The organism is Microbacterium sp. T32 (assembly GCF_001619615.1).
Taxonomy (GTDB): domain Bacteria; phylum Actinomycetota; class Actinomycetes; order Actinomycetales; family Microbacteriaceae; genus Microbacterium.
The window spans coordinates 77,753-97,356 of record NZ_LQQP01000002.1 but is presented as its reverse complement, the minus strand read 5'-3'; the positions used below and the strand labels follow the sequence as shown (position 1 = coordinate 97,356).

Below are 19,604 nucleotides of genomic sequence, written 5' to 3'. Positions count from 1 at the left end.
GGACGCCTCAGGCGTTGATCGCGAGCGCCTGGGCCGTGGCCTCCAGTTCGGCGCGTGCCGCATCGGGACGCGTGTTCAGCGTCTCGCCGTAGCTCGGGATGAGCTGCTTCAGACGGGGCTCCCACTCGGGCATGCGCTCGGGGAAGCAGGTCTTGATGAGCCCGAGCATGATCGACACGGCCGTCGAAGCGCCCGGGGAGGCGCCGAGGAGGCCGGCAATGGAGTGGTCGGCGGACGTGACGACCTCGGTGCCGAACTGCAGCACGCCGCCCTTGTCCTTGTCGCGCTTCATGACCTGCGCGCGCTGGCCGGCGTCGAGCAGTTCCCAGTCCTCGGCCTTGGCCGTCGGCATGAACTCACGCAGGCTGTCGACCTTCTTCGCGTGGCTCTTGAGCAGCTCGCTGATGAGGTACTTCAGCAGGCTCGGGTTGTCGATCGCGACCTTCAGCATCGGGAAGATGTTGTGCGGGCGCACCTGGGTGACGATGTCGAGCATCGAGCCGTTCTTGAGGAACTTCGGGCTGAAGGTCGCGAACGGGCCGAAGAGCAGCGAGGTCTCGCCGTCGACGACGCGGGTGTCGAGGTGGGGCACCGACATCGGGGGCGCGCCCACCGACGCCTGCGAGTAGACCTTGGCCTTGTGCTGCGCGACGATTTTGGGGTTGGAGGTCTTGAGCCACTGTCCGCCGATGGGGAAGACGCCGTAGCCCTTGATCTCCTGAATGCGCGAGCGCTGCAGGAGCTTGAGGGCCCAACCACCGGCACCGACGAAGACGAACTTCGCGGTGATCGTGCCGGGGGTGCCGCCGATGGTGTGGCGGTACGCGACCTGCCAGCGGCCGTCCTTGAGCTTCTTGAGCTTCTTGACCTCGTGGTTCGTGACGACCTCGACGCCCTTCTCGCGCAGCCCGGCGAAGAGCTGGCGCGTCAGCGAGCCGAAGTCGACGTCGGTGCCGGCGGGCACGCGGGTGGCCGCGAACGGCTCACCCTTCCGGCGCTTCTGCATGAGCAGCGGCGCCCACTGGTTGATGACACGCGAGTCCTCGCTGTACTCGATGCCCGCGAACAGCGGTTGCTGCTTGAGCACCTCGTAGCGCTTCCGGAGGTAGGCGACATCCTTCTCGCCGCGGACGAACGTCATGTGCGGGGTCGGGTTGATGAAGGTCGACGGCTCGTCGAGGACGCCCTCCCGCACCAGCGACGCCCAGAACTGACGACTCTGCTGGAACTGCTCGTTGATCGCGACCGCCTTCGACGGGTCGAGATCACCGTTCGGGTTGTCGGGCATGTAGTTCAGCTCGCACAGCGCCGCGTGACCGGTGCCCGCGTTGTTCCACGCGTTCGAGCTCTCCTGCGCCACGTCGCTCAGTCGCTCGAGGACCGCGATCTTCAGATCGGGCTGAAGATCCTTCAGCATCGTGCCGAGAGTGGCGGACATGATGCCGCCTCCGATGAGGAGAACGTCGACGTTTTCGGTCACCCGTCGATTCTAGGTGCGGGCTGCGAGGTGTCTCGACATCGAGAGATTCGACGGTTCGATATCGAGACAACCCCGGGCCGTTGGCATCCCGGATGCCACGTGCTCAGGCGCGCGCGGACAGCTCCTGTGCGACGAGCTCGGCGATCTGCACGGCGTTCAGCGCGGCACCCTTGCGGAGGTTGTCGTTGCTGATGAACAGCACGAGGCCCTTGCCCTCGGGCGCGGACTGGTCGGCGCGGATGCGGCCCACGTAGCTCGGGTCGGTGCCGGCGGCCTGGAGAGGCGTCGGAACCTCCTCGAGGCGGACGCCGGGCGCGTCGGCGAGGATCTCGCGCGCGCGCTCGGGCGTGATGTCGCGCGCGAACTCGGCGTTGATGCTCAGCGAGTGACCGGTGAAGACGGGGACGCGCACGCACGTGCCGGCGACGCGGAGGTCGGGCAGCTCGAGGATCTTGCGGCTCTCGTTGCGCAGCTTCTTCTCTTCGTCGGTCTCGTTGAGGCCGTCGTCGACGAGGTTGCCCGCGAACGGGATGACGTCGAACGCGATGGGGGCGACGTACTTCTCCGGCTGGGGGAAGTCCAGCGCCGAGCCGTCGCGCACGAGGCGCTCGACGTCGCCCTGCGCGAGGACGCCCTCGACCTGGCCGAGGAGTTCCTGGGCACCGGCGAGACCGGAGCCCGAGACCGCCTGGTACGTGCTGACGATGAGACGCTCGAGACCGGCCTCGGCGTCGAGCACCTTGAGGACCGGCATCGCGGCCATCGTGGTGCAGTTGGGGTTCGCGACGATGCCCTTCTGCGCGTGGGCGATCGCGTGCGGGTTGACCTCGCTCACGACCAGCGGGACCTCGGGGTCCATGCGCCACGCGCTGGAGTTGTCGATCACGAGCGCGCCCGCCTCGGCGAACCGCGGGGCGTGCGCGCGCGAGCCGGTGGCGCCGGCCGAGAACAGCGCGACGTCGATGCCCGCCGGGTCGGCCGTCGCGACGTCTTCCACGATCACCGAGTGGCCGCCGAAGTCGAGCGACGAGCCCGCCGAGCGAGCCGTCGCGAACAGGCGGAGCTCACGAATCGGGAAGGAACGCTCGGCGAGAATCTCCAGCATGACGGAGCCGACCTGGCCGGTGGCGCCGACGACGGCGATCGAGATTCCGGAATCGGAGATGCGGGTCATGCGAGGTCCTCGGTGGTTCGGGTGTTGGATGCCGAGACGACGGCGTTCGGGACAGGGTAGCGCGCGCCGGGTGCGCACAAGTCCTGCGTGTCGGTCACCGACCGGCGGATTCCGGTCGAATTCAGAGAAGCTGCAGGACTTGTGCGCGACGGAGGCCGGGGACGGAGCGGTGCAGGGGCCCGGGTCAGCGGCCGGTGCCGGCGTGGACCGTCGCCTCGATGTCGCTGTCGAGGCCGAACGCGGTGTGCACCAGACGGGCGGCCTCGGCGAGGTCGACGCCGCGGACGACGACGGAGATGCGGATCTCGGACGTCGAGATCATCTCGATGTTCACGCCCGCGAGGCTCAGCGCCTCGAACAGGGTGGCGGAGACGCCGGAGTGCGTGCGCATGCCCGCGCCCACGACCGAGAGCTTGCCGATCTGGTCGTCGTGCACGAGGCTCTCGAACCCGACCTCGGACTGCTCGCCGGCGAGCGCCTTCAGCGCGGTCGCGGCATCCGTCTTCGGCAGCGTGAACGAGATGTCGGTGCGGCCGGTCGCGGCGGCGGAGACGTTCTGCACGATCATGTCGACGTTGGCGCCGGACTTCGCGACGATCTTGAAGATGTCGGCGGCCTTGCCGGGGACGTCGGGAACGCCGATGACGGTGATCTTCGCCTGGCTGAGGTCGGTGGCGACGCCGGCGACGATGGGCTCTTCCATGGTGGCTCCCTCGGGGACGAGCGGGGACTTCTTCGAGGCGTCGAGCACCCACGTGCCCTCGCCCGAGCTGAACGTGGATCGGGCGTGGATGAGGACGCCGTGGCGGCGCGCGTACTCGACCGCGCGGATGTAGAGGACCTTGGCGCCGTTGGCGGCGAGCTCCAGCATCTCTTCGCTGGAGACGCGGTCGAGCTTGCGGGCGAGCGGCACGACGCGCGGGTCGGCGGTGAAGATGCCGTCGACGTCGCTGTAGATCTCGCACACGTCGGCGTTGAGCGCCGCGGCGAGCGCCACGGCGGTCGTGTCGGAGCCGCCGCGACCGAGGGTCGTGATGTCGCGGGTGTCGCGGTTGAAGCCCTGGAAGCCGGCGACGATGACGATCGCGCCCTCGTCGAGCGCTTCGCGCAGGCGCACCGGAGTGACGTCGACGATGCGCGCGGCACCGTGCGTGGCATCCGTGATCATGCCGGCCTGGCTACCGGTGAAGGAGCGCGCCTCGAAGCCCATCGAGTGGATCGCCATGGCGAGCAGGGCCATCGAGATGCGTTCGCCGCTGGAGAGCAGCATGTCGAGCTCGCGCGGCGCGGGGATCGGGGCCACCTGACCTGCGAGGTCGAGGAGCTCGTCGGTCGTGTCGCCCATCGCGCTCACCGCGACGACGACTTCGTGACCGGCGCGGCGCGTGTCGACGATCCGCTTGGCGACGCGCTTGATGCTCTCGGCGTCGGCGACGGACGAACCGCCGTACTTCTGGACGATCAGCGCCATAAGAGGGAACTCCCGGGGAGGGACGGGCGTCGGGATGCCACGACGGGGCGCTCGGATACCACGCCCGAGGGTTCATCTTAGATGCGCCCGCATGCCGCCGCCGCCATGCGGCGAGCCGCGCGAGGCCCGCGGTTAGGATCGTGGCGTTCCACCCCTCTCCCGAGAGCGATTCGGATGCCCCCCACCTCCGCTCGATGGTTGACGTCGTTGCGTCGCCTCGTCCACGCCGACGACGCCCTCGCCCCCGAGACCCAGCTCATCGCCGTGATCGACGAGACGCGAGCCACCCGCATCCTCGACCTCGCGATCCGCATCGGCGAGACGATGCTCGTCGTGGGCGCGTCAGCGAGCGATGTGACCGCCACGATCGTGCGGGTGAGCCGCGCCTACGGGCTGGACCCGGTGCACGTCGACGTCACCTACAACTCGATCACGGTCGCGCACAGCCTCCCGGGGGCGGCCCACCCGACCACGCTGCTGCGAGTGGTGCGTGGCGCGGTACCGGATCATGCCAAGCTCCAGCGCCTGCAGGCGCTCGTCGCCGAGATCCTCGACGGCCTCGAGCTCGACGCCGCGATCGCCCGGTGCCGCGCGATCCGGCGACTGCCCTTCCGCTACCGGCCGGCGGCGGTCGCCGTCGCGCAAGCGACGCTCGCCCTCGGCGTCGCGATCATGTACGGCGCGAACTGGCTCGCCCTCCTGCTGTCGTTCGTGGCCGCTGCCCTCGCCGCGACCACCCAGCACGCACTGGCTCGTGCGCGCGTGCCCTACTTCTTCGCGCAGATCGCCGGTGGCTTCGTCATCACCGTGGTCGCAGCGCTCTCTCCCTTGCTGCGGTCCACCGGGTGGGACGCGGCCGAAGCGGTACGTCCATCGGTGATCGTGGCATCCGGGATCGTCCTGATGCTCGCGGGGCTCGCGGTCGTCGGGGCCGCCCAGGATGCCATCGACGGCTTCGCGCTCACCGCGACGGGACGGATCCTCGAGCTCACGACGCAGACCCTCGGCGTGGTGCTCGGCATCCTCGCTGGGCTGGAGACCGTGCGGATGCTGGGACTCGCGATGTCACCACCGTCGATGGCCTTGCCGCTGGGCCCCCTTCCGCTACAGTTCGTCGGCGCGGCGGTCATCGCCGTGGCCGTCGCGATCTCCAACGGCGCCGGGGCGCGGATCGTCCTCGTCAGCGCCGGGCTCAGCGTGGTCGCCTGGGTCGGCTATACCGGCGCCTCGGCCGTGGGGTTCGAGGTCGCCGCGGCCAGCGGCGTCGGAGCGTTCCTGGGGAGCTTCCTCGGCATGGTGGTGGCGTACCGCCTGCACGTGCCGTCGGTGGCCGTCACGACCGCGGCGATCCTGCCGATGGTCCCCGGCGCGGCCGTCTTCCGGGGGCTGCTCGGTATCGTCGAGTCCGGCGACGACGCGGCCGTGCTCATGACCGGTGTCACGACGCTCGCGGGTGCCGCGACGATCGGCATCGCCCTCGCCGTCGGCGCGTCGCTCGGCATCTACCTCGGTCAACCGGTCCGCGCGACCCTGTCCGGCGTGGTGCGCTCACGCGCGCGGGCTCGCCTCTAGCGCGACTCAGGGCACGGCGTCTTCAATCGAATCCTGCACGTCAGGAAGGGCGAGATAACGGTGGTCGAGCTCACGAAACGGGTAATCCGGATTTGCTCCCGCCGGATCTTCTTCGGAAGCGTACGATGTCGCAACCGACGCCAACACGTCGGCCGCGTCACCGCGCCCTATCGTCCGCAAAGTCTCGACCGCCGCCTCGAATGCTTCCCGATCGACCTCCCATGCGTGCTCGAGACCGCCGTTCATGATGAGGCCGTGAACGGTGAGCGCAGAGTCAAGGTGCTCTACGGAGAGCTGGGGCAACCGTCGCGAAACTCGACCACGGGGCACCCAACCGACGTCGAAGGTACCTCGGCGAACCTGCCGGAGAATCAGCCCGGCCTCCCACGCGGTCGTATCACCACCGCTCGCAAGGGATTCGAGCGTCGAAACGGCGACCTCCGGCGAGAACGCGAGCACAGCAACTGCGGCGCGCAGTCGAACTCGTGAGGATCGGTCGTCAAGGAGGGAGAGCAAACCTTGGCGACCTTCCGGCGTCTCGCGAAGCTCGAGGTCGATCAGCTGGAGCTGATCGGTCAGCACATTTCGAGCCGCAGTCGAGGCTTCGTTCTGTCGGCGGATGATCAGGAGCCTGAACGTGCTCGCGTCATGGTTCAATTCAGATTGTCCCCTCTGAGGATCCTCCCGAGGATATCGAGCCCGAATTGCCTCTGCTCTTCGAACGAGTATTCCTGTTGCGCAAGCCAATCCCGCACCCTCAAGCCTTGCGTGAAGTCAGGCTTGGAGTTGTAGTAGTTCGCTCGCGCTTGGTTCGCCCAGGAGGGCGCGGGGGCCATGTTGCAGGGGTTATTGATGTCTTCGCGGTTGAAGCCGGACTTGCCTTCTTGAGATTGCTCGACGATATGGTCGTAAACGTAGCCGTCCTCGCCCGTCGGGCCCATGCCCCTTTTGGCCGATCCGAACGAAGAGTATCCCGGATGATCCTCGCAGTCTGGGAGGCTGGGCACGCCGCCCCGGTCCTTTCCACCACCCGAGGCCCCGCCCGTCGCCGTTTGCGCGCCCTTGGCAACGCTCGCCGAACCGTTCGACCCCGCAGGCCCGACTGCACCTGCCGGCCCAGCCTGCGACCGCAGGCCCACGCACACCGTGGCTGGCCCCGACCATGATGCGCACTGCACCTCAAGGCCCTGTGCGCCGCTGAGGCACGACACGAGAGTTCCACCGAGCCCACACTGCCCTGCACCTTCTGCCCTACTTCGGGCATCGGCCTGAACGGTCTGAGCAGCCGTCAACCCCGGAACAGACTGCTCCTGGTCGACCCGACCCGGATCGATCACTCGACCGACGATCTCGCGGATCGACTCGGTGACGAAGCGGCCGATGTAGTTGCGGGCCCATTCCCACGAGCCGTTGCTGTAGTCGATGCGTGTGGTCGAGTAAAGATCGGAAAGCCACGTCGTCGTAACAACCCGATTGCCGTTTTCCATAGCGACCGACCGTTGCCAGGGCTCGCCGGTAGACGACTGCCCGACTCGACGGGGCGCCGGTCAGGGGCAGGTGCCGAGTGCGCGACCCGCGGCGGTCTCGACCGCCGCCACGTCGATGTCGAAATCCATACGCAGCCGATCGTCGTCGACGCGCACGTCCTGAATGTGCAGGGCGCTCGGGACGAGTTCGGCGAGGCAGACGGGAGCCGGCTGCAGCGCCGAAAGGTCGGCGCCCGTCTGCGCGGCGACCTCTTCAGCCGAGAGGGACTTCCCCCCGATCGTGACGGACGAGATCGACGCGCCGAAACGCCCGTTCTCGAAGCGAGGCGTCACAGCGACACTCGCGGTGACCGGGGTCGTCCCTGCCTGCGCGGAGCCGCTCACGACCACGTCTCCGCCGGAGAAATCGACCCGCAGAGCGCTGTGAGCCTGGGCCGGAACCATCAACGCCGCCGCCTGCGCCGCCGAGAAGGTCATGGCGCCGGACACGTGGTGCGGCTCCCACTCATCGTCGACCCACTGGAGCCCCTCCATCGTGAACGTCACATCCGCGTTGGAGGGTCCGGCCGGGTAACTGTAGATCGTCACGCCGATGTCGTCGAATCGGCCGACCATCGTTTGCAGAAGGACCGAGCCGGCGATGTCGACCTCGACGCGTTCGCCGGCGGGGATCGCCAGCCGGATCCTCACCTCGTCGGCCACCGCCCGCTCGCTTTCGCCATGGGCCAATATCTCGGCGATCACGAGCGAGCTCGCCGCCAGGACGAGGAGGACGACGCCGAGCACCGAGAGAAGCAGACCCAGACGCACCGGCGCGGGCTCAGCGGCCTCGGTCCACTGCGGCTGCGGCTGAGGCAGGACGTCGGTCTGCTGATCGAAGAGCGTCATGTTCGCGCCTCATCGCCCGATCAAGGTCATCGTGACCGTCGAGCGGTAGTCGCCCACCGCGGCATCCCGAGGGATCAGCAGGCTGAGATCGGCGTCGAGGGTCGCGCCCGCGAGGGTCGTCGTCGTGCCGCGGTCTCCGGTGGCGAGGTTGATCGGGTAGATCGCCTGGCCTGCCTCCTGCGCTTCCGCGAGCGTCACACCATCCTGATGCGTCACCTCGCGAGGGGCGACTCCGAGGAAGGTCGAGGAGAACCTCGCGGTGGGGTCGGCGATCCCGACGAAGTCGCTCACGGAGAGCTGCATGGTCCAGCCGCCGAGCCGATTGCGATCGTCGATGACAGTGAAGTGTCCGAGGGTCCGAGCCACTTCGACGCCGCCGCGGCCGAGATCGCCGAAATCGACGGTGGTCGCCGCGGGCGCGCTGAGCTGAAAGAGATCGGATGCCGTGACGGTGGCGGAGAGGTTCTCCCCGTCGACCTCGTCGGGTCGCGGCGCCGCTCCCGGGTAGCGATCACTCTCGGGAGGCATCGGAGCCGTGCGGAGCAGGACGTTGTCGGAGGCGGTGTCACCGGACGCGAACGTCGGATTCCGGCATCCGTTCAGGTCGATCGAGCCGGACGCGCCGGGGATCCGCGAGACCCGGTCCGCCACGACCTGGGCGAGCGGGAGCGGCAGGGCGCCGTACCCGAGGCCGGGCAGTTCCTGCTGCCCGTCGCAGGCCGCGTACTCGATGAAACGGGAGAGCGTACGGCCCTTGTCGGCGGTGAAGATCCTGTTCGTCGCGGTGGGCGCAATCAGGTAGGACACGGACGAGATCGGGTATGCACGCGGGTCGGTGCTGCGATGCACACGACGCAGATCGAGAGTTCCGTCCGAACCCGGCGTTGCCGCGAGGAGTGCGATGGACGCCGCGGCAGGAGTCGGCGCGACGTAATATCCCGCGTCGTTGAGCACTTTCGCGACCGGGAGACCGGCCTTCGCGGCGTACGACGCTTCGACATACGTGATGGCGCCTCGACCGTAGTCCTGGGAGACGTACCCGGCGACGCCGAGCGAGCCGTTCTGCGCCTTGAACGAATCGTCGATGTGCGGGAAGAGCGAGCGCTGTCCGTACGTCCAGATGCTCGGATAGCGGTCGGCCATCCACCCGGTCAGCTGAGCGCTCGACCCGGAGCCGTCCGCACGCACGACCGGCGTGATCGCCTGGTCGGGCATGGTCAACCCGGGGTTGTCCGCCTGCACCGCGGGGTCGTTCCACCGCGTGATCTGTCCCGCGAAGATCCTGGTGACGGCGGCACCGGACAGGCGCAGATCGGTCACGCGGTGACCGTCCACCCAGAGGTTGTACGCCAGCGCCGTGCCGCCGGCGAGCATCGGCAGGTACTCGTACGGCGGCATCCCCGTCTCCGGGGCGGGATTCTCCGGCGTGGCCTCCGTCTGGAACGGGATGTCGCTCATCGCGAAGTCGACCGTCTGGGCGATGAAGTCGCGTCGCCCGGCCGAGGAACCCGTGCCGGAGTAGTTGATCGTCAATCCGAGGTCGCGTGCGACGTCTTTTCGCCACACGTCCAGGGCGTTCTGGCCCCAGGTCGAGCCGGACCCGGAGAGGGGCGTGTAGGCGTCGGCCGCCTGGGCGGGGGCCGGCACCGCCAAAGCCGTGACGATCGCCGTGACCGCGAGGAGCGCCCCCCGCACCCCGCGGATCATCCGAAGCGACCGTTCACGTAGTCGTAGGTGCGCGGGTCGATCGGCGAGTCGAACATCGCCTCGGTGTCACCGTGCTCGACGATGTGGCCGGGCTGACCCTGGGATGCCAGGAAGAACGCGCACTGCTGCGAGACGCGCTGCGCCTGCTGCATGTTGTGCGTGACGATGACGATCGTCAGCTCCTTCTGCAACTCCCCCATGGTCTCCTCGATGACACGCGTGGAGGTCGGGTCGAGCGCGGAACACGGCTCGTCCATGAGCAGCACCTTGGGCTTGATCGCGAGCGACCGCGCGATGCACAGACGCTGCTGCTGACCGCCGGAGAGGCCGCCGCCGGGGGCGCGGAGACGGTCCTTGACCTCTTTCCACAGACCGGCACTCTGCAGGGACGTCTCGACGAGGTGATCCTTCTCGTCGCGGGACGCGCGCATTCCGGTGAGCTTCAGCCCCGCGATGACGTTGTCGTAGATCGACATCGCCGGGAACGGGTTGGGCTTCTGGAACACCATCCCGATGTCCTTGCGCGCATCGATCAGGCGGTGGCTCGGGTCGTAGATGTCGTCGCCGTCGAGTCGGACCTCGCCGGCGAGGGAGGCCGAGGGCACCAGCTCGTGCATGCGGTTGAGGATGCGCAGGAACGTGGACTTGCCACAGCCCGAAGGGCCGATGAGGGCGGTGACCTGGCCGGCCGGCATCGTGAGCGAAACATCGAGGAGCACCTGGTGGTCGCCGAACCACGCCGAGATCGAGTGCGCATCGAGTTCGGACAGCTCCGCCTGCGCGGCCGTGAGGCGGTCCGCCTCCGCGAGGCGCTCGGCGGTGGCCGAAGCGCCGCCCAACAGGGACACCGAGGACGACCGGACCGATGCCGCCGGGACGGTGTATCCCGCCGACGACACGGCCTGCAGGCTGCTCGCGTCCGGTGCCGGGTAGCCCGCGGTCGCCGTCCCGCCCGCTGCCGGGATCACGCTCGTGACGTCATCCGCGCCCGCGGTGGGGACCTCGGCGCCGCGGCGACCGAAGAGCGCGCCGCGACGGGCGCGACGGTGGGAGATGCCGAGACCCGCGCGGGTGGCATCCGGGGCCGGCTTCTCGATCGGCGCAGCCGGCGGGGCGCCCTCGGGGGCCGACTCGAGCTCCTGCAGGACGCTCGCGTCGCTGACGCTCATGACGTCCGTCATGTACGGGTCGGCGGATTCCTCGGCCGGAGAGGACGAGGCGCCCTCGAGATCGGGATCGCGGCGGTCGGTCATGTTCGACTTTCGGTTCAGAGGAGGTTCGGGAGAAGAAGGATCAGCTGTTGCGAGACGAACACGCTCGCCAGCAACAGGACGGGCGCGAAGACGATCCACGTCTTCTGCCATCCGACGCGCCGGTAGGCCCACACGGCGACGAACTCGGCGATGACGAGGAACTGCAGCGCGAAGACGAGGGCCCAGACGGTCGTCTTGTCCGTCGCCATCGCTTTCGCCTCGGCGGGGAGCGACATCGACGTCGTCTGACGCGCGCCGGTGGCCTGCGCGGCGCCGGTCGTCTTGGCATCCACGTAGACCACACCCGAGGGCAGATACGGGGCGCCGCGCGCAGCCATCAGAATCAGTCGGCTCTCGCCGCGCACCGGGGCGGGAGGGGTCGGGTCACCCGCGTAACGCACGCCGAGCACCTCGAACGTCTGCTCGCCCTGCCCCGTGCGCACCGTGAACTGCTCACCGGGCTGGAGCGTCTGGATACGGCCGAAGGGTCCGCCGAAAGCCGCGGTCCGGCCCATGAGCACGCTCACGCCCGCTTGTCCGGGCAGGACCGTGTCGCGGCGGTGCCCGGGGCCCTTCATCAGGACACCCGACGTCGTCCCCTCCGCGACCACTTCGTCGATGCCGAGCTGCGGGATCGAGAGGATGGCGACCGGCACACCGTCCTTGAGCAGGTTGTCTTCGAAGTCACCCTCGCTCACGGGCGCCGTTCCGGCCTCGAGCTGTGCCCGGAACGTGTCGCGCAGCTGCTGCTGCGCAGCGAAGTGAGAGATGTGGCTGAAGAGCAGCACGTTCCCCAGGAACACCAGGATGAGCAACGCGATCGACACGAGCGACCCGCGGATGAACACCTGCACGGGGCTCAGCGGGGCGTACTCGGGACGTCGGCGCGGCGGGCGGCGCGGAGGCTTCGGCGGACGCGGCGGCATCGCCTGCGTGGGCGGCGTGGGGGTGGCATCCACGCGGTCGTCCTGGAGGGTCATGTCGTCACCGCCGCGGGGACGGGGGGCAGTGCCTCGCGCACGACCCGAACGATCACCCAGGCGAGAACCGCGACGATCAGCAGCACCACGATCAACCACGGGAAGAGCAGGAAGAGCCCGTCGCGCGTCACGGGCGTGAGTGCCGTGCCGTCGACCGCGTCCGGCGGGGTGAGTGTCACGTGACCGGAGATCAACGTCCACTGCCCGGCGTTGTGCAGAGACGCGGAGACGACGCGCGTCTCCCCCGGCTGCAATCCGGCGATGGGGACGTCGTTCACGGCATCCAAGTCGTTCGAGAAGACGGTCCCGTCGATCCAGAACCGCGCGCTGGCGTCGATCACCGATGTCGAGGCGTTGCGGACCGTGAACCAGAGCTCCACCGTTCCGTCGGCCGGGTTGAACAGCGGCGTGGTGGTGCCGTTGAGGCCGCCCACGTACAACATCCCGGCCAGGCTGACCTCGTTCGTCGGGGTGGTCGTTCCCCCTCCCGCGCTGCCCGCCGGGCCACCGGCACCGGAGCCGCCCGAGACCGACCCACCACCCGTGCCGCCTCTGACGGAGCCGCCGCTCGAGGACCCGCTGCCGCCGCCCGACCCTCCGGCGCCCGAGGCTGGACCACTCGTGCTGACCGACGGCGTGGGCGTGGATCCGTCCGTGATCGTCACGGACAGCGGCGTGCCGTCGTCGTGACTGTCTGCCGCCGTCGCCGGCGCGGAGGCGCCCGCCACCGACACGACGAGGAACACCCCGACGAAGACCCGCACCACGATCGAAGGGCGTCGACTCACGACGAAGCCGTACTCGAGGCGCCGGCGAGACCGTTCGCGTCGGCCGCCGTGGCACGTTCCATGTAGTCGACCCACTCCTGGGCGCGCGCTTCGTCACGGCGACGGCGCCAGCGCAGCAGCAGGAAGACGGCCGCGGCGATCGCGAGCAGGATCAACAGCACCCACGGCACCGCGAAAGTCACGGCGTCGCGCGTGATCGGCGACACGATGAGCTGCTGGTCGGCATCGGGCGAGTCGACGAACGGGTTGAGCACCGTGGACGGGTTCAAGTAGAACCACTGCCCCACACCGCCGACGGTGAAGTCGTACGTCGCGGTGTTGCCCGGGAGGAGGATCGGGATGCTGCCGCCCTGCAGGCCCGTCGCCGGGATGCCGAACCACGTGTTGACCCCCGACGTGAGGTTCGCGGCGAGCGCGACGTTGCCCGGGTTGGTGACGGTGTAGTGCAGCTTGACGCTCCCGCTGAACGGGTTCCACCAATCGCCCTCGTACGACGCGTCGTAGCTCGTGATGCTCAGCGCGGGCTGCAGCTCGCCCGAGACCCGGGCGAAGATCGAAGTGGCCACCCGGCGGTCGACGCTGACCTGCTGGCCCTGTTCGATGACGGATGCCACGAGTCCGCCCACGTGGTCGCCGGGAGTCGCCTCCGCCGGGAACGTGATCGTGAAGGGCAGGAGCCGGACCTCGTTCGGCTCGAGCGAGAACTTGATGCGGTCGCTGCCGTCCTCGAAGTGCAACCAGGCGCCCACCGAGGTCGGTGTGTCGGCGGTGGCCAGGAGCGAGAAGGCGCCGTCGCCGCCGTTGAAGGCGTCCGTGGCGTACACCGTGAAGTCCTGGCGCTCGGTACCGGTGTTGCCCACGAGGACGCGGTCGCTGACCGTCTGGCCCGGGTCCGCCGTGTAGGTGAAACGCGACCGACCGTCGGGACGGCCGTCCTCGCCCGCCGGACGGGTCGCCACGCCGACGGTGGCGGGAGTGGCGGCATCCGCGTCATCCGCTCGCGCCGGGGCCGAAGGGGGCAGGAGAGCCAGTGTCGCCGCGAGAGCGAGGAGGGCGACACCCAGAGCCGGGAGGCGGCGTCGCGAGGTGAAGGAGAGCACGGTATATCTCCGCAGACGGCGGCGACGTAGGGATGTCGCGCGGGTGAACGAGGGCTGATCCGAGGGGATCGGAGCTGTGTCGTCGCGGCCCTCGCGGGCCGGACGCACCGTGTGGGGAGACCGGGTTCGGTCCCCCCACACGGGTTACTGCCGGATGATCCGGACGTCAGCTCACTTCGAGGTGAGGGTGACGGTCAGGGTCGAGTTGTACTCACCGGCCTGGGCGTCCTTGGGAGCCTGGAAGGTGAGGTCGGCGTCGAAGAGCGCACCCGTGGTGAGCGTCGAGACGGCCGTGGAGGACGCCAGCTGGGTGCCGGTGCCCTTCGTGATGCCCGCAACCGGGGTGTAGCCGGCGTAGAAGTCGGGCGCCACGGTGAGGGCGGTGGCGGGGATGACGTCGTTGGCCGCGTTCTTGAAGTCGCTCACGGAGGCGGTGAGGTTCCACCCCTTGAGGACGTTGCGGTCGTCGACGACGGTGACCTTGCCGAGCTTCTTGGTGACGCTCGTGTTGCGCGCGACATTACCGAAGTCGACCTTGGTGGCCTCGGCGTTGAGCGACCACAGGTCGCTCGCGGTCACGGCGGCGGTCAGGTCGACCGAGTCGGTGAGGGTGTCACCGGCAGCGGAGACCTTCGAGAACGTGCCCCACGCCTGGACGGCGAACGTGCCGTCACCCGGGAGGGTGAGGGCGACGGTGTGGTCACCGGCGGGGAGGCTCGTGATGTCGACGACGGCGTTGCCGTTGGCGTCGGTCGTGACGTTGCCGAGGTTGGTCGGGTCGGACCAGGCCCACGCCGTCAGCGTCTTGTTGGCGTTGGCGATACCGGCGGGAACCGTGACGGTCGTGGCGCCCTTGGCGGGGGCCGTGATCGTGACCTGGTTGGCGTCCGAGCCGGCCGGCTTGGTCGGCGCGGTCGGGGCCGGAGCCGAGACGGTGCCCGAGAAGGCCTTCTCCGCGGAGCCGGCGCTGTTGGTCGCGACGAGCGTCACGTTGTAGGCGCCCGCCGTGGTGGGCGTACCCGAGACGACACCGGTCGCGGCGTCGAGCGCGAGACCGGCGGGGAGCGACGTGCCCGACTTGACCGACCACGTGATCGGCGCGGTGCCGTCAGCGGTGAGGGTCTGCGAGAACGCGGTGCCGACCGTCAGGGAGTTGAGCGCCGTGGTGGTGACCGTCGGAGCCGTCGCGGGCGCCGTCGGCGTCGCGAACGTCCAGGTCGCCAGCTCGGGGCGCGGGTTGGCCGTGACCGTGATGTACACGAAGTCGACCTCGAGCACCTGGTTGCCGTTGAAGAACGCGATACCGAGCGAGTAGTCGCCACCGGCCTGCGCGACCGCGGAGCTGCCCGAGGGCGTACCGAGGCCGGCGCTGGTGTTGCCGCTGGGCATGGCGTTCGGCAGCAGGATGCCGCTGGGCGTCAGGCCGAGAGGACCGTAGGCGTTCCACGCGTTGACGTTGGCCTCCTGGCCACGGGGCGACAGGAACTTGCGGACCTGGCCGGTGTTGGCCGGAACGGCGAAGAAGCTGTTGTAGTCCTCATCGCTGGGGTCCGGCGAGAACAGCGCCGAGTCGTTCCAACCGAGCACCGTGCCGGCAGGGATCTGCGTGCCGTCGAGGTCCGAGAGCAGGTAGACCGGGTGGGCCGAACCCACCGTCGGGACGATCGCGGCCGACGCCGTGGCGGCGGGGACGATCGACAGCGCAGCGGCGGTCACGACGGCACCGAGGCCGAGGATGCCGCGCTTCGCGAGCGAGATCTTCATGTGAGCTGTTTTCTCTTTCTCGTTTGTCAGGGTCAGTTGTTGCGGGTGACGACGGTGCCGGTGGGAGCGCTGAAACCGAACTTGGCCTTGACGGCCTTGGTCGTGGTCGGCGAACCCGAAGCGCCCCAGTAGGTGAGGCTCGTGGTGGAGGAGGAGTTGACCAGAGCGGCGACACCGGCGTCGTACGCCGCGTTGTCGCTGGTGATCTTGGCGGTCGGGACCACGATGTAGACCGTGCGACCCCAGTCGGCGCTGTTGTAGTAGCTCGTGCTGGGAACGAGGGACGGAGCGGTACCCGTGAAGGCGGCCACGCCACCGATGGCGCCCACCGAGACACCCGAGAAGGTGTTGATGCGCGCGGCGCCGTTGGACTGACCGATGTAGTTGGCGACGGAGAGCGGGATGATCTGGATCTCGTTGTCGGCGGGCGTGAGGACACGACCGTCGTTCTCGGGGATCGAGTTGCTGCGCGTGTCGACCGCGGCACCGAGCGTGGTGGTGCTGAGGCCGATCTTGCCGAGGAAGGTGGTCCACGTTCCCGAGCTCGACTGGAGGCCGAGCGGCTTGAGCGTGAAGCCGGTGCCGGACAGGACAGCGCTCGCCGACGAGGTGGACGTCGCCGAGTAGATGCTGGTCAGCTGGTCCTTGGTCAGGTCGTTGATCGCGTTGGTCGCGGCCGCCGCGTCGGCACCGCCGGTGGCGTTGCCGAGCTTGAAGGCGTAACCGATGGCGTCCTGACCGAACGGAACGTACGTCAGGAGCGTGCCGGCCGTGCCGCCGACCGACGAGCTGCGGGCGAGGTCGACCTGGTCCTTGACGTTGACCGTGTTGTAGGTGAAGGCCGAGCCGCTCACGCCACCGACGGAGGCGATGAGCGCGTTACGACCGGCGCCCGAACCGTTGGGACGGTCGAAGACCGGGCCGAAGGCCTTGGTCTGGATGCTGCCGACGCCGCCGGCGACGCCGAGCGTGAAGGCATCCCAGGATGCCAGCGACTTGCCGCTACCGGACACCTTCACCGACGCGCCGGTGATGGTGGTGCCGTTCGCGAGGGCGCTGACGGCGTCCTGCAGGGTGTCAGAACCGACGATCGAGTAACCGTCCGTGATCGGGTCGGCGTTGGCCGCCGACGCCATGCCGGCGCCGGCCAGCGCGACGCCAACAGCCGCGCCGAACGCGACGATTCGCTTGAGCTTCATTTCTTCCTGTCTTTTCGGGTGCAGAGGGTGGGGTATTGCAGCGAAGCCAGCGGGTGCAGGCTTCAGGTAACCCGTCTTCTGAGACGGGTGATCAGGGGCACCCCCACCGCGCTGAGCAGACCTGCCAGCACGCTGAGGGGCAGAGCGGCGCCGATGGCGCCGCCGTCGGGATCGTCCGGGGTCTTGCCGCCGGCGAGGGCACCGCTGGACGCGCCGGTCGCGGCGGTCGGGGCCGAGTCGGACGCGGAAGAAGGCGCTGCCGGAGCCGCCGCGGCGGGTGCCGCGACGTTGTTCACCGGGACGGCTCCCACGGGTGCGGCGACCTGCGGAGTCGGGACGTACGGTTCCTGGGAGGGCGTGGGAGTGGGTGTGGGCTTCGGACCGTTCTGCATGATGTCCGCCGCCTCCTTCGCCTGCTCCACCCATGTGGACGGGAGCGGGACGTAACCGTCGGGCAATTCCCCCGCCGCGGTCCCCGGGGTCTGGGCCTGGGTCCCGACGGCGAACCGGACCAGATCCGCGTAGGTCGCCCGCAGGGTCGCGTCGCCCGTCCTCGCATTGGCCGCCGCGTACACGGGCATCGTGAGCGGGTAGGCCTTGGTGGCGCCGACCGCGACCGACGACGTCGGATCGAAGGCGACGACCCGATCCCCGCCGCCCGCAGGAGTCATGACGTCGGCAGCGGCACGCATCGACTCACTCGTGGCCGTGGTGAACTTCCCCGCGGGGTTGCGCAACGACGCCGTGATGACCTGGTAGCGGGCCGCGGCGGCGGCGCTCGTCAGGCCCAGCAGGCGCTGGCTGCCCGGCAGCATACGGGAGCTCTTGCCGTACTTCGGGGGCACGGAGTTCGGATCCCACGGTCCCGGACCCTGACCGTCGCCGCGCAGCGTGAGGTAGGCGATCGTCGAGAGATCGTTGGCGTACGGACGCCAGGTCACCAGGTTGATGGGGGCCTGGTTCGCGGGGACCACTTCGACGGGGTCGGCCTTGGGGAAGTCGTCCCGGTTCAGCGAGAACGGGACCTTGGTCGGGTTGATCTCGGGGTCCGTGGAGTACCACGGGTTGACGATCATCCCCCACGGGTCGGGCTTGCTCGCCAGGAAGTCCATCGCATCCTTGTCGGACGAGATGTACTTCCACACCGCGCGGGCGGCATCCGACCGCCCCTGGGGAACCATGATGTCTGCGATCGCGAGGCCCTGGAGGTCCTGCGCCGCCCATTCCGGGTCGTTCACCGCGAGGAAGTCCGGGTCGTGCGTGATGTTGTACTCATTCGTCCCCTTGAGGTACGCCTGGTCGGCGCCGGTCGGGATCGACGAGCGGTACGAGTAGCTGAGGAGTTTGGCGAGCAGGCGCGGCGTCAGGTTGACGTTCTGGAAAGGCGTGCGCGCCTTGTCCTTCCACTCCTGGGGAACGGTCTTGTCGTTCGGGTTCGGCAGCCGGTCGATCGCGACCGAGATGGACACTCCGCTCAGGGCGACCGGCGCGTACGTCAGGGGGTCCTTGCCGTCGGTCGACAGCGCGTAGCTGGTCAACGCGAGCGGTGCCTTCGGGTCCTTCGTGGCAGAGAGGAGGGCGTCGGATTCCGCGCTCGTGATGAGCGAGTAGACCGACCCGCCCTTCTGGGTGCAGACCACGGGCTGCCAGGAGGCGACCGCGAGGGCGGCGAGCTCGCTGCCCTGGATCTGACGCTCGACCTGACCGGAGGGGCAGCCCGTTCCCACCGGCGTGAAGTCGAGCTTCACCGACAGGGCGTGCTGCCAGGACTCGGCGAAGAGCCCCGACTGCGTGATGTTCGTCGAGCCGTTGTCAGAGGTACCGCGGGGCAGGATCACGAGCCAGCACGACGCGCCGACCGTCACGCCGGCCGTCGTCACGGGGGTGCCGCAGCCGAGTCCGTTGGACTGGACCGCGGTCTGCACCTCGAACGTGACCGACCCCTTGCCGTCGTCGCCGGAGCCGACCCACGGGATCTCGTTCGTCGTGTAGGAGGTGAAGAACTGGTTGCTGTTGACGTCGACCGACGAGTCGATCGTCTTCTTGCCGGTCGCCGGGTCGCGCTTGATCGAGTCGACGCGCGTCCCGTCGCGAGCGATGAAGGGGATCGACGTGTACGGCGGGAAGATGAAGGATCCCGGCGCGGTGTACTCCACGTCCGCGGCCGGCACCTGGTCGATCGAGGTGTAGTTGCGGTAGTTGTCGCGCGTGGCGCCGACGCTGCCCGCCCCGCCGTACTGGCAGGTCGTACGGTCGGGCCGCTGAGTGTTCTTGGGGTCGTCGCCCCAGCACATGAAGATCTGCAGGAAGTTCTCGCCGCCGTTGCCGCCCGCGGAGGGAGCCGTCGACTTCTTGCCGCCGGTCCAGTCGAGCCGGATGCCCTGCGCGACCAGGTTCCGCGTCTGGGACACCGAGACCGACAGATCGGGCATCGGCGCCGTGGACAGCTCCGCGTCCTGCTGCTTGGCCGTGACGGTGACCGCGGAGGAGGTCGCAGCAGCGGCGGACTGTCCGCCCGTCACCACTCCCCCCGAGACGAGCGCGAAGACGCTGACCGCGGCGGCCAGACCCGAGACCACGGAGACGAGAACGCTGCGCGTGCGACGCGAGCCCGCGCCGGTCCGCCGGCGGTCGGCGGCCCGGCGACGGCTTCGCGAACGGGTCGCGGGAGCCCCGGCGTCGTTGCGCTCACGGAGATCAGGCACGGGTGAAGTCCTTCGGATCTGCGGGTGGCTTGGCAC

At 69.1% G+C, this 19,604-nt stretch carries 15 protein-coding genes; 1 reads left to right on the top strand and 14 read right to left on the bottom strand.

All coding sequences use genetic code 11. From position 1 onward, the window contains the following. Window positions 1-7 precede the first annotated feature (7 nt). The 3 genes from AVW09_RS01255 to AVW09_RS01245 form a co-directional block, all read right to left on the bottom strand. Window positions 8-1,480, bottom strand: a complete 1,473-nt coding sequence (locus AVW09_RS01255; RefSeq protein WP_063256289.1) for a malate:quinone oxidoreductase — start codon at window positions 1,478-1,480, stop codon at window positions 8-10. A gap of 103 nt (window positions 1,481-1,583) precedes the next feature. Then, window positions 1,584-2,654, bottom strand: a complete 1,071-nt coding sequence (locus AVW09_RS01250; protein WP_063256288.1) for an aspartate-semialdehyde dehydrogenase — start codon at window positions 2,652-2,654, stop codon at window positions 1,584-1,586. Between the two features lie 184 nt (window positions 2,655-2,838). Then, entirely contained in the window at window positions 2,839-4,125 is a 1,287-nt protein-coding gene (locus AVW09_RS01245) for an aspartate kinase (RefSeq protein WP_063256287.1), read from the bottom strand. Window positions 4,126-4,299: 174 nt separating this feature from the next. Between AVW09_RS01245 and AVW09_RS01240 the strand changes: the two genes are divergently transcribed. Further along, on the top strand, window positions 4,300-5,697 hold the full coding sequence (locus AVW09_RS01240) for a threonine/serine ThrE exporter family protein (protein WP_063256286.1): 1,398 nt from the start codon (window positions 4,300-4,302) through the stop codon (window positions 5,695-5,697). A 6-nt stretch (window positions 5,698-5,703) separates the two neighbouring features. Here AVW09_RS01240 and AVW09_RS01235 read toward each other — a convergent pair whose 3' ends face one another. The 11 genes from AVW09_RS01235 to AVW09_RS01185 form a co-directional block, all read right to left on the bottom strand. Continuing rightward, entirely contained in the window at window positions 5,704-6,279 is a 576-nt protein-coding gene (locus AVW09_RS01235) for a DUF2019 domain-containing protein (RefSeq protein ID WP_063256285.1), read from the bottom strand. 71 nt (window positions 6,280-6,350) lie between these two features. Beyond that, entirely contained in the window at window positions 6,351-7,184 is an 834-nt protein-coding gene (locus tag AVW09_RS17485; protein WP_156495918.1) for a hypothetical protein, read from the bottom strand. A gap of 60 nt (window positions 7,185-7,244) precedes the next feature. After that, on the bottom strand, window positions 7,245-8,072 hold the full coding sequence (locus AVW09_RS01225) for an LmeA family phospholipid-binding protein (protein ID WP_063256283.1): 828 nt from the start codon (window positions 8,070-8,072) through the stop codon (window positions 7,245-7,247). Between the two features lie 9 nt (window positions 8,073-8,081). Further along, complete coding sequence (locus AVW09_RS01220; RefSeq protein WP_063256282.1) at window positions 8,082-9,779, bottom strand: phosphate ABC transporter substrate-binding protein PstS; 1,698 nt, start codon at window positions 9,777-9,779, stop codon at window positions 8,082-8,084. Then, a complete protein-coding gene (locus tag AVW09_RS01215; protein WP_231901735.1) occupies window positions 9,776-10,549 on the bottom strand; it encodes a phosphate ABC transporter ATP-binding protein in 774 nt (257 codons plus the stop codon). Before AVW09_RS01215 ends, AVW09_RS01220 begins: the two co-directional genes overlap by 4 nt. A gap of 497 nt (window positions 10,550-11,046) precedes the next feature. Beyond that, window positions 11,047-12,012, bottom strand: a complete 966-nt coding sequence (locus tag AVW09_RS01210) for a sortase (RefSeq protein WP_063256281.1) — start codon at window positions 12,010-12,012, stop codon at window positions 11,047-11,049. Further along, the gene (locus AVW09_RS17480) at window positions 12,009-12,800 is read right to left on the bottom strand and encodes a hypothetical protein (RefSeq protein WP_156495917.1); all 792 of its coding nucleotides are present in this window, start codon (window positions 12,798-12,800) and stop codon (window positions 12,009-12,011) included. The genes AVW09_RS01210 and AVW09_RS17480 overlap by 4 nt, the downstream gene beginning before the upstream one ends. After that, window positions 12,797-13,900: a hypothetical protein gene (locus AVW09_RS01200; protein ID WP_063256279.1), complete on the bottom strand. Its 1,104-nt coding sequence runs from the start codon at window positions 13,898-13,900 to the stop codon at window positions 12,797-12,799. The genes AVW09_RS17480 and AVW09_RS01200 overlap by 4 nt, the downstream gene beginning before the upstream one ends. 171 nt (window positions 13,901-14,071) lie before the next feature. Continuing rightward, a complete protein-coding gene (locus tag AVW09_RS01195; protein WP_063256278.1) occupies window positions 14,072-15,664 on the bottom strand; it encodes an Ig domain-containing protein in 1,593 nt (530 codons plus the stop codon). Between the two features lie 32 nt (window positions 15,665-15,696). Further along, entirely contained in the window at window positions 15,697-16,863 is a 1,167-nt protein-coding gene (locus AVW09_RS01190; RefSeq protein WP_063256277.1) for a hypothetical protein, read from the bottom strand. Between the two features lie 62 nt (window positions 16,864-16,925). Further along, window positions 16,926-19,568 (bottom strand): hypothetical protein, encoded by a 2,643-nt coding sequence (locus AVW09_RS01185; RefSeq protein ID WP_063256276.1) that lies wholly within the window; start codon window positions 19,566-19,568, stop codon window positions 16,926-16,928. Between the last annotated feature and the right edge of the window lie 36 nt (window positions 19,569-19,604).